8 protein-coding genes and 2 pseudogenes are annotated in these 9,565 nt (G+C 34.2%); 6 read left to right on the forward strand and 4 right to left on the reverse strand.

The genetic code is table 11. The features are described 5' to 3' along the window. The 3 genes and pseudogenes from ACQKMD_RS21095 to ACQKMD_RS21105 form a co-directional block, all read left to right on the forward strand. A pseudogene (locus tag ACQKMD_RS21095) lies at positions 1 to 377 on the forward strand (hypothetical protein); the annotation flags it as partial. A 139-nt stretch (positions 378 to 516) separates the two neighbouring features. Further along, the gene (locus ACQKMD_RS21100) at positions 517 to 909 is read left to right on the forward strand and encodes a DUF3888 domain-containing protein (RefSeq protein ID WP_427754470.1); all 393 of its coding nucleotides are present in this window, start codon (positions 517 to 519) and stop codon (positions 907 to 909) included. A 127-nt stretch (positions 910 to 1,036) separates the two neighbouring features. After that, positions 1,037 to 1,795 carry an alpha/beta fold hydrolase gene (locus ACQKMD_RS21105; protein ID WP_427754472.1) on the forward strand — a complete coding sequence of 253 codons (759 nt, stop codon included), beginning with the start codon at positions 1,037 to 1,039 and terminating at the stop codon, positions 1,793 to 1,795. A gap of 392 nt (positions 1,796 to 2,187) precedes the next feature. Here the strand turns inward: ACQKMD_RS21105 and ACQKMD_RS21110 are convergent, their stop codons facing one another. From ACQKMD_RS21110 to ACQKMD_RS21120, 3 genes are all read right to left on the reverse strand, one after another. After that, positions 2,188 to 2,640: a BclA C-terminal domain-containing protein gene (locus ACQKMD_RS21110; RefSeq protein ID WP_427754473.1), complete on the reverse strand. Its 453-nt coding sequence runs from the start codon at positions 2,638 to 2,640 to the stop codon at positions 2,188 to 2,190. Between the two features lie 544 nt (positions 2,641 to 3,184). Next, on the reverse strand, positions 3,185 to 5,062 hold the full coding sequence (locus ACQKMD_RS21115; RefSeq protein WP_427754474.1) for an FtsX-like permease family protein: 1,878 nt from the start codon (positions 5,060 to 5,062) through the stop codon (positions 3,185 to 3,187). Beyond that, positions 5,049 to 5,816 (reverse strand): ABC transporter ATP-binding protein, encoded by a 768-nt coding sequence (locus ACQKMD_RS21120; RefSeq protein ID WP_427754475.1) that lies wholly within the window; start codon positions 5,814 to 5,816, stop codon positions 5,049 to 5,051. Before ACQKMD_RS21120 ends, ACQKMD_RS21115 begins: the two co-directional genes overlap by 14 nt. 253 nt (positions 5,817 to 6,069) lie before the next feature. Between ACQKMD_RS21120 and ACQKMD_RS21125 the strand changes: the two genes are divergently transcribed. The 3 genes and pseudogenes from ACQKMD_RS21125 to ACQKMD_RS21135 form a co-directional block, all read left to right on the forward strand. Next, entirely contained in the window at positions 6,070 to 6,744 is a 675-nt protein-coding gene (locus ACQKMD_RS21125; RefSeq protein ID WP_427754477.1) for a response regulator transcription factor, read from the forward strand. Further along, the gene (locus ACQKMD_RS21130) at positions 6,741 to 7,769 is read left to right on the forward strand and encodes a sensor histidine kinase (RefSeq protein WP_427754479.1); all 1,029 of its coding nucleotides are present in this window, start codon (positions 6,741 to 6,743) and stop codon (positions 7,767 to 7,769) included. The genes ACQKMD_RS21125 and ACQKMD_RS21130 overlap by 4 nt, the downstream gene beginning before the upstream one ends. Before the next feature lie 37 nt (positions 7,770 to 7,806). Continuing rightward, a pseudogene (locus ACQKMD_RS21135) lies at positions 7,807 to 8,277 on the forward strand (Tn3 family transposase); the annotation flags it as partial. 220 nt (positions 8,278 to 8,497) lie between these two features. Here ACQKMD_RS21135 and ACQKMD_RS21140 read toward each other — a convergent pair. Continuing rightward, positions 8,498 to 9,349: a DegV family protein gene (locus tag ACQKMD_RS21140; protein ID WP_427754481.1), complete on the reverse strand. Its 852-nt coding sequence runs from the start codon at positions 9,347 to 9,349 to the stop codon at positions 8,498 to 8,500. Positions 9,350 to 9,565 lie beyond the last annotated feature (216 nt).

Raw genomic sequence — 9,565 nt, forward strand, 5'->3', positions numbered from 1 at the left:
ATAAAAAAGATGCATTAATCATTGCTCGCTTATTGAAAGATGGACGTTTCAGTTATCCACGTTTACTGAAAAACGTTGAAGCTGAACTCCGTATCAGCTCTACCCTACATGTTAATCCAGTCGCTAAAGATAGATATATGATATTTAATTACATAACCAAGGAATTCGAGGGTGAACTCTTGGAAGATGCTCCAGAAGGGAAAGCAGTTTGGGGAGATATAGAGAAAGCATATAAACTTCCTATGCAGACATCAATACGGAGAAGATTTCCTTTGTTTTTTAAAGATGGAACATTTGAAATTCAATTGAATGGAACCACGAAGAAAATAAAGAAAGGAAAGTTACTATACGTAACACATATCTTCTTATTCAACTAACGGGGTGCTTTAATTGAAGATTACGGGGCTGTTCAGACAGCTCTTATTTTAACTAAAGCAGCATGTTACCAAACTAACTCATAATTTTTACGAACTGGACAAACTACCTTAATTAATAAAATAAGGTGGTTATTAAAATATGAAAAATAAATCAATTACCTATATTTTTACATTTATTTTAATATTAGCGATATTCGCTTCGGGGATGCTGTTATCGAACAAAAGTACGGCTGAAACAGAGGAAGTCCGTTCTGAAGAAAAGCATTCTGATTCTTATGATGTTTTATTAGCACTATTAGACCCGTATGTAAGTAAAGAGATTAACAAGAAATATCCAAATCGAAGTCATGCACTTTGGAATGCGAAAATATTAGAAATAAAACGATTATCGGGTGGATATTCCCAATATGACTTTATTGTGAAAGTAAAATATGATACTTATACAGGTCCTTTTAATCCACCAGAGGGTCCAGTTACGATAACCTTTAATGTAAATACATCGGAGGTTTCAGTAACTGAATTTCGAGAGTAATTTTAAACCACCTTTTATCTTCTTTAACTAACGGAGGCTTTAGCAAAGATTACTGAGCTGCATAGATGGCTCTTTTTTATTGTGGAAATAATAATGTAAAGCTTATAATTTAATGGGGTGATTAAAAGTGACTATACAACATAAAAAGATAATCGATTTCTATGATAGTCGTAGACTGTTCTATAAATATCAACGTAAAAATACACCAAGCGTAATCTTTATTGCAGGGTTAGGCGATAGCCATGAAACATGGAAAAAAGTCCAAGACAGAATATCTGATGAAACGTCAACCTTGTCCTATGACAGGGCGGGTATTGGCAGGAGTCAAGACGTAGCAGTCCCGCGAACTTGCTGTGATCTTGTCGAGGAGCTCTCCAAATTGTTGCAAGCGCTTAACGTGGAGAAGCCCTATATATTGGTAGGACATTCCTTTGGTGGGTTGGTCGCCAGATTGTATACCAGTCTTTATCCGCTGGATATCTGTGGTTTGGTTTTGGTTGATGCTGCACCGGAATATAAAGAACTTGCCTATGAAAAGGCTCTACCAGAAAATCTCCTTGCAGGAAATAGGGAATATTTCGAGAATCCTATGTTGAATAGTGAGAAGATTGATAAAATACAGAGTTATAAGCAAATTGTTGATCATTCAAGACAAAGTGACATCCCTCTCTCAATTATTACAAGAGGTTTACCCGATAATGGTGAAGATGGATGGCCCTCTCAAGAAATATTAGAAATTGAACAAAGTCTACAAGCAGAATTCCAATGGCTGTCAACGTCAAGTAAGTTCCGGATTGCTAGTCGTAGTGGACATTATATACATCATGATGAGCCTGATATTGTGATAGAAGAGATTTTATTAATGTTAAAGGGGATGGGAAAGTGAGCGATATAAGGTTGAAATTTATGGAGGATTTGAAAAGAATTGAGGAGGAATAATACCAACTTCGTTAAGGTGAGCAGATGAGGAATTTGTAACTTTAATGTTGCAATATATCGGTGATTCTGAGCCTGAATTAAGTGGTGGCTATGTTTTGCAGATTAGTTGAAAAAGTGGAAGGTTATTTTAAACAGGTATACCAAAGTTGAATTTTAAATTTCATCACTATATTGAATGAATATCTGAAAGATATTGTTCAGGAAGGGTGAATAAATCTGAAAAGAAAAGAGGAGAGGAGAGGAGTAATTCCTGCGCTAAAGGTTTATCACTCCTAACTAATAGAGAATCTATTCTTTTGAAGTTTTGAAATGAAGAAAATCATACCGAGTACTTTATCTCTAGACAATTGGACTTAACAATTTAAATATAATAGAAGCATTTACGTTTATTTGTGTCCCTCCTGCCAAAGTCTGCAGAGTAACTGCTGCAGCAGAAGAATGATTTCTAAGTGTAAGACTACTGCCGGATGCTAAAGAAATTATTGCCTGACCAGTGTTTTGTTGAGTGCCAGCCCCTGAACCATAGGTTGTTCCCGTAACCGGTGCGCCATTTAAAAATAGTGTGAATTGGTTAGGCTCAACACCTGATACGACGAAATTAATCTCGTAGATTCCCGGTGTGGTAACAATAATTTGAGAGGTTCCTGGAACATGGGTAATTCCAGGTGTAACTATGCCTGTTGAATCAAAAATAATATCAGCATCTATAGCTACAACCTCAGCACCTAGATTATATATATATCCGTATTCAGATAAACCACTACATGTTGTTGTTATTGGTATAGGAGACACGCCAGTAATTCCACAGAGTTCAACGGCTCTGAAAGGGCCTATTTGTCTTCCACATAAGCAGGATTGTTTCTTACAGTTCTTACAGTTATCCATTTTTCCACCTCCATTTGTAATATATTATTCATTCAAAAAATGGAGTGGGCAATTGGCTAACAATCTTACTATTAATTAAATCGTTCATTTTTGATGTTATATTTTTAAAGATATTGGGTTACATGATTAAACATTTAAATAAATGTTAAGTTACTGAACACTTTGAGGAAAACTTGAGCATTAATAATCATTATTTACTTCTTAGTGGAAGTTGTAAAACATAGTAAGTATGTTCAACTAAACGAGGAAAATTCTACTGATTTATTTGAAATATTAACAGGCGGAAAGCTTTCAGATTTGTGATTGGAAAATAGGGATCACTATATCATTTCGGGAAAATTGTACGTTTAGACATATTTTTGACATATCCTAATTATCTCACTATTCAATATGCATCTTGTTTTGTTAAATATATTAAACCACCTCCCGATAGTGGAGAGATGGTTCATTTTTATTTATTCACAATTCTGTTATAGGAATTAATGGTTAACACGTAGTAAACAAGATAGATCACACCATACGTTATCATAGCATAAATAAATGAAAAGATATCTTGCTGTATGTCCATGCTATATTGTAAGGCTAATGACATTGTTAACATGCCTGCATTTAGTATCCCAATAATTAAGGGAAGGAGAAATACAAATAATGTTTGTTTTGCTATCGTAGTTCGTACTTCTTTTCTATTTACACCAATTTTCCGTAAAATTTCATAACGATTTTTATCTGAATGTGCTTCTGTTAGCTGTTTGAAGTAAATAACACTTCCTGTTGCCACTAGTAAAACTAACGCTAAAGAGCTAACTATAAAGATTTTCATTCCTGTAAGTGCCTTTATTTTTTTATATTCTTGGTAGAACGTACGCATCTGAGTATCTTCTCCAGCTAATTTCATTAATATATCAGATGTTTCTTCGGTTGTTTTTTCATCCTCTACTTTATAAGCTTTATATATGATTGGATTGACTTGTTTTGCAACACTGTCAAACATCGCGTCATCAACGACAATATATAGAGGTTCGGGACCGGATGTTAGTCCTATAAATTTTTTTTCTAACTTATTAAGCTTTAAAGAATGATTACCTCCAGGTAATGGAATGTTTACTTGGTGATTCATGAAAACAGAGGCTGGTTGATTAATGTATTGTTTAAATGCTATAGCCTGCTCTCCAGATAGGTTTGGTATATCCTCTAATTTTAGAACTTTGTTCATTTTATGAAACCCTTTTTCTGAGATCAAGTTAACGGAAAGGTCATCTTTATCTTGGAATGGTGCTGAAGTATTCCCTTTCACTTGAATAATCGGGATATCTAATTGCGCTGTAATAGGATGAGCTTTGTCTTTTGAAATCACACGTTTCATTTGATTGTCGTACGCTTCGTCTTTTGAAAGATGAATATAGCTAAAAGGAGCTGTTTTATGAGCATCTTTTTCAGTAATCGAGTATTCAGAGAAACTTGCCTGAAGATATGGCAGTGCGGCTGTAATTAGCAATGCGATAACTGTAAGCATAAGTGCATTTCCTTTTACGCGGTACAACAAGTGAGATGTTCCAATGATGTTAATTCCTTTATAGTAGTTCTGTTTATTCTTTTGTGCACGCTTTAGCAAATACACAGTTAAAGAACGAAATAATAAATACGTTCCAATAGCAGCAAGAGGCATAGAAAGCATGACTGCTCCGTTAAACATCAGCCAATAACTACTTACGAGTAAAATGATCGAAACTGCGGCTGAAACGATAGATGCTTTCGGTACTTTCTCCCCTTTTTTATCTGCTTGGAATAATTCAATTAATTTAAAGCGATAAATTAAAAAATAAGATTGAAGAGATGTGAAAATTGTAATGACCGTAAATGTAATAGTGGTAGTCATAATTGCTTCCATAGGAATACTAAAACTTACATCGACCGGAGCCCCTACGAGCTTAAGGAGCAACATGATAAACAATCTGGAAAATATGATGCCTAATACGAGCCCGCACATTAAAGTGATAGCTCCGATAATTACATTTTCAAAAAACAGCATTCTTGCGATAATTTTTTTTCTCACGCCGAGCAGAGAGTACAGACCTACTTCTTTTTTACGTTTTTTCGTGAAGAATGCATTAGAATATCCAATGAAAACTGCTACAAATCCTATTAAAACGAAAGAGGTTTGTGACATTGTATCTTCCATATTATTAACGGCGTTTTTAATCTCTGGTGTATACAATAGTGAGTTGAAAGTGTAACAAATTACAACGCTCACCACCATGGAGAAAAAGTAGAGAAGGTAGTTATTTAAATTTCCTTTAATATTTTTTTTCGCTAAACTAAATAACGTCACTTGTACCACCTCCAAGAATGGACAATACATCTAATATCTTCTTGAAAAATTCTTTGCGGGAAGAATTGCCCTTTACGAGTTCGGTGAACAGAGTGCCATCTTTAATAAAGAGCACACGTTTACAATAGCTAGCTGCAAATGCATCATGCGTTACCATGAGGATGGTTGCTTTATCTTCTTGGCTTAAATTTTGCAAGCTCTCCAATAAGTCTGCTGCCGATTTTGAATCGAGTGCGCCAGTCGGCTCGTCTGCTAATATTAAGCTTGGTTTAGATACCATCGCGCGTGAAGCAGCTGTGCGCTGTTTCTGCCCACCTGAAATTTGATACGGGTATTTATCTAAAATGGAACGAATACCAAAACGCTCTGAAATCTCGTTGACTCTGTTTTCTATTTCTTGTACATTCATTTTTGCGAGTGCAAGTGGCAGCAAAATATTATCTTTGACTGTTAACGTATCTAATAAATTGTAATCTTGAAAAATGAAACCGAGTTTATCCCGCCTGAATGCGGATAATTGTTCTTCTTTCATGTTTAGTATGCTTGTCCCATCAATCAAAATCTCACCGGACGTCGGCTGATCTATGGTTGCCAAAATATTTAAAAGTGTGGACTTTCCGGCACCTGAAGGTCCCATAATTCCAACAAACTCACCTTCGTGAACAGCTAGATCAATATTATGTAATGCAGTAAATGTATTTCCTTTTGCTCCATACATTTTTTTGATTTGTTTTGCGTTTACTATTGATTTCATATATATAATTCCTCCATTAAAGAATTTATTTTTTTCTTACAGTTTTTATTCTATATGATGTAACCCTTCGATAACCTTACAGTTGTTTAGGTTAACCTTACAATTTTCTCACCTTACAATAATGTCCCTTCTTTCTTTAGTTTTTCCACTATAATGTGATATAGACGATTTTGTTATCGTAATTTCGTGCAACAGTATAAGCATGTAACATATAACACAAATTATCTTTAATGTAAGTTTTGGAGGAAAAACCATGAAAATTATGATTGTAGAAGACGAAAAAACGATTAGAGATATGGTGGGAGAGACAATAGAAAAATGGGGATTTGCTATAATAAAAGTAGAAGATTTTGACCAAGTATTATCGGTATTTTTAAAAGAGAGTCCTCATCTTGTGTTAATGGATATCAATTTGCCGTCATTTGATGGATTTTACTGGTGTAATAAAATTAGGGAAACTTCAAAAGCACCTATTATCTTTCTTTCATCCCGTAATACACCGATGGATATGGTGATGGCGATGAATATGGGCGGAGATGATTTCATTAACAAACCGTTCGACACAGATGTTTTAATGGCAAAAATTAATGCGCTTCTTCGTAGGACGTATACGTATATAGAAGATATAGAGTTAAATGTGATAGAGCATGAGGGAGTTGTACTCGACCTTAAAAACTACAATGTCTTTTATGCGAATGAAAAGATTGCACTAACGAAAAATGAATTTATTATTTTGAACCTTCTCATGCAAAATAAAGGGGCAGTCGTAAGTAGGACAAAAATAATACGTAGCCTTTGGGCTGATGAAAGATTTGTGGACGAAAACACTTTAACGGTTAATATTGCACGTATACGCAAAAAAATTACTGAACTCGGTAAGGAAGAATTCATTACCACTAAGAAAGGATATGGGTATATTATTTTATGAGTTTTTTTCAATATACAAAAGATAAACATTTCTTTTTCACACTGTACTTCATGTTGATGCTGTTTGTTTCATTAATTATGGTTGTAAACGATAGCCAGAATCTTGTTATTCAAAACTTGCTTTATACTCATGTTATTGGCCTCCTATTTGTAAGTCTGTATATTACTATCGGATATTATTACCGGAGGTCTTTTTATGTGGAAATAAATAATCTAATAGAAAATCAGCAGAAAGATTTCCCTGTAGAAATGCTTAAACCACAAAATTATGAGCAAGCTCTATATGCCAAGATGATAAAAAGAATGAATGACAATTATTCTAAACAGCTTCAACAGTTGATTGAAGAGAAAGTGGATCATCAAGATTTTATTATGTCATGGATTCATGAAGTAAAGCTCCCGATTACTGCAAGTAGTCTACTTATTGAGAACAGTAAGGGAAAAACAGTAGACTTTCTTGTAGATAAGTTTGAGGATGAACTGAACAAAATTGATAACTATGTAGAACAGGCTCTTTACTATTCGCGAATCGATTCATTTTCTAAAGATTATTTAATTACAGACGTACAATTAAATCAAATCATTAAACAAAGTGTAAAAAAATATGCCAAACTTTTTATTACGAAAAGGATTCGCTTTCATATAGAAGAAGCACAGCAGTTCGTCCAAAGCGATAGTAAATGGCTTACCTTCATCATCGATCAAATTACAGCAAATGCTTTAAAGTATGTAAATGAAGAGGGCGAAATTTCTTTTTGGTTTGAAGAAGACAGTAGAGAAAAACGATTGCTGATTCAAGATACAGGCATTGGAATTAAGGATGAAGATGTAAGCCGTGTATTTGAGAGAGGATTTACAGGTTCTACCGGAAGAATCCATACAAAATCTACTGGCATGGGATTATATCTTACAAAACAAATGGTTTTGAAATTGGGGCATGATATTTCTATTCAATCACAAGAAGGGAAATATACAAGGATTATCATCCATTTCCCTAAAATAAGAAATCACCATCAATTCCTGTGAAGAGTAGATTAGTTCTTCAGAAGAGGCCCCACATATCATTGATGGGCTACTATATCATGAATTAGACTTGAAAATTAAAGAACATTATACTAAAGCAGCAGGCTTTGTAGATCATGTTTTTGTCATCTGTCATCTGTTGGGGTTTCGATCTGCCCCTAGAATTAAAACGTTTAGTAAAAATAAAATTCACACTTTTGATAAGCCTACAAAACAACCAAATATGGAATTCATGATTGGTGGAACGATTAATGTAAAGAAAATAAGAGAAAATTGGGATGATTTACTACGATTAACTAGCTTTGTCCGCAATAGAACGGTAATAGCTTCTCTTATCTTAAAAAAACTTGCGGCTTATCCACTGCAGAATAGTTTATCAGTAGCTTTATGTGTAATAGAACGAATTGCAAGAACTTTATATATATTAGAATGGTTACAGAGTCCTGAACTTAGGAGACGTGTATATGTTGGTTTAAATAAAGGAGAAGCAATGGTAGATGCTTTACGTGCAAAAGGAGGGGCCATTCCAGAAGAATATTTACAACATATATTTCGGTGCGTTAGTTGAACAAGGAACTGACATAGGTAGGTACTTTTTTTATTGGTTGAAACTTCCTTATTGTTGTAAATCCGCATTTTCTTGACGTTATACCTAAATAAATTGGTATAAAACAAAAGGCTTCTTCTTATTGATGAAGCCTTTTTAGATTTTCAATGTACTGTATACAAGGTTAAACTTCTATTCCTGCAATCCCAAATCCTCCAGGACCAGAATGAGTAGAAATCATAGCACCGGCTTGAATCCAAGTTATATTTTTGAATCCAGTTTCATTTGCAATTTCATTTATCCGTTGCTTGATATTTTCACTGAGCCCGATTGAGTATATAAAATAAATTTGTTGTCTATCAATGTCATATTGATTTAAATAATCTCGCATTAATTTTTCAGCTACAGTGCTCATATTTCCACGATATTTTTTAGTTGAAACAAGCTTTCCTTCTACTAATTCAATGCATGGTTTTATTTTCAACAAAGCACCCCCGAGATAAGCTAAATTACTTACTCGTCCACCTGCTCTTAAAAAATCTAAGCTACCAGGAATGAAAGCAAGCCTGGATTTTGGAACCTTTGATTCGATTTTTTCTATTAAGTGAACAGGATCAATCCTAGGTTCTTTCTCTAGCAAAGTGACAGTATACATCACAACTGCAGTTAATCCACCTGTAACGTTCAAAGCATCAATTAAAAAAAGATCCTTTAAATCTTCCGCTGCTATTAACGCATTTTGGAAGGAAGCAGATGCCTTTGACGTATAGCCAATATGAATAATGATACTATCAGGAAAATCCTTTCTAATTTTCTTGAAAAACTCATGATACTCATGGACATTAGTGGCAGATGTAGATGGTATCTTTTTGGTGCGATCATAAAAATCATAAATTTCATTTACGGATAGATGACCATCTAAATAATCCTGACCATCCATGATTACGTGCATCGGTATCACTTGTACATCATGTTTGTCCGCTAAAACTTCCGGCAAATCGGCCCCACTCTCAGTCGATAAAATAATTCTTCTCACTGTACATCTCCTCCAACTTACATTCTATTAGTGCTTAGCTTTTAAAATTTACTCTAACTATACATTAAAAATGTGGGATATATGTTGAAATGAATTAAATTGTAAAGTAATGGTTTTATTTAACTACCATGAAAATTAATTTCTTCAAGAAAAGAAAAATGACAATACTTAAGAAGACCCTTGCCAAATCGTTAAAAAAAGAGGAGAGCGGACATT

Origin of the sequence: Viridibacillus sp. NPDC096237 (assembly GCF_050278625.1) — a bacterium.
GTDB lineage: Bacteria > Bacillota > Bacilli > Bacillales_A > Planococcaceae > Viridibacillus.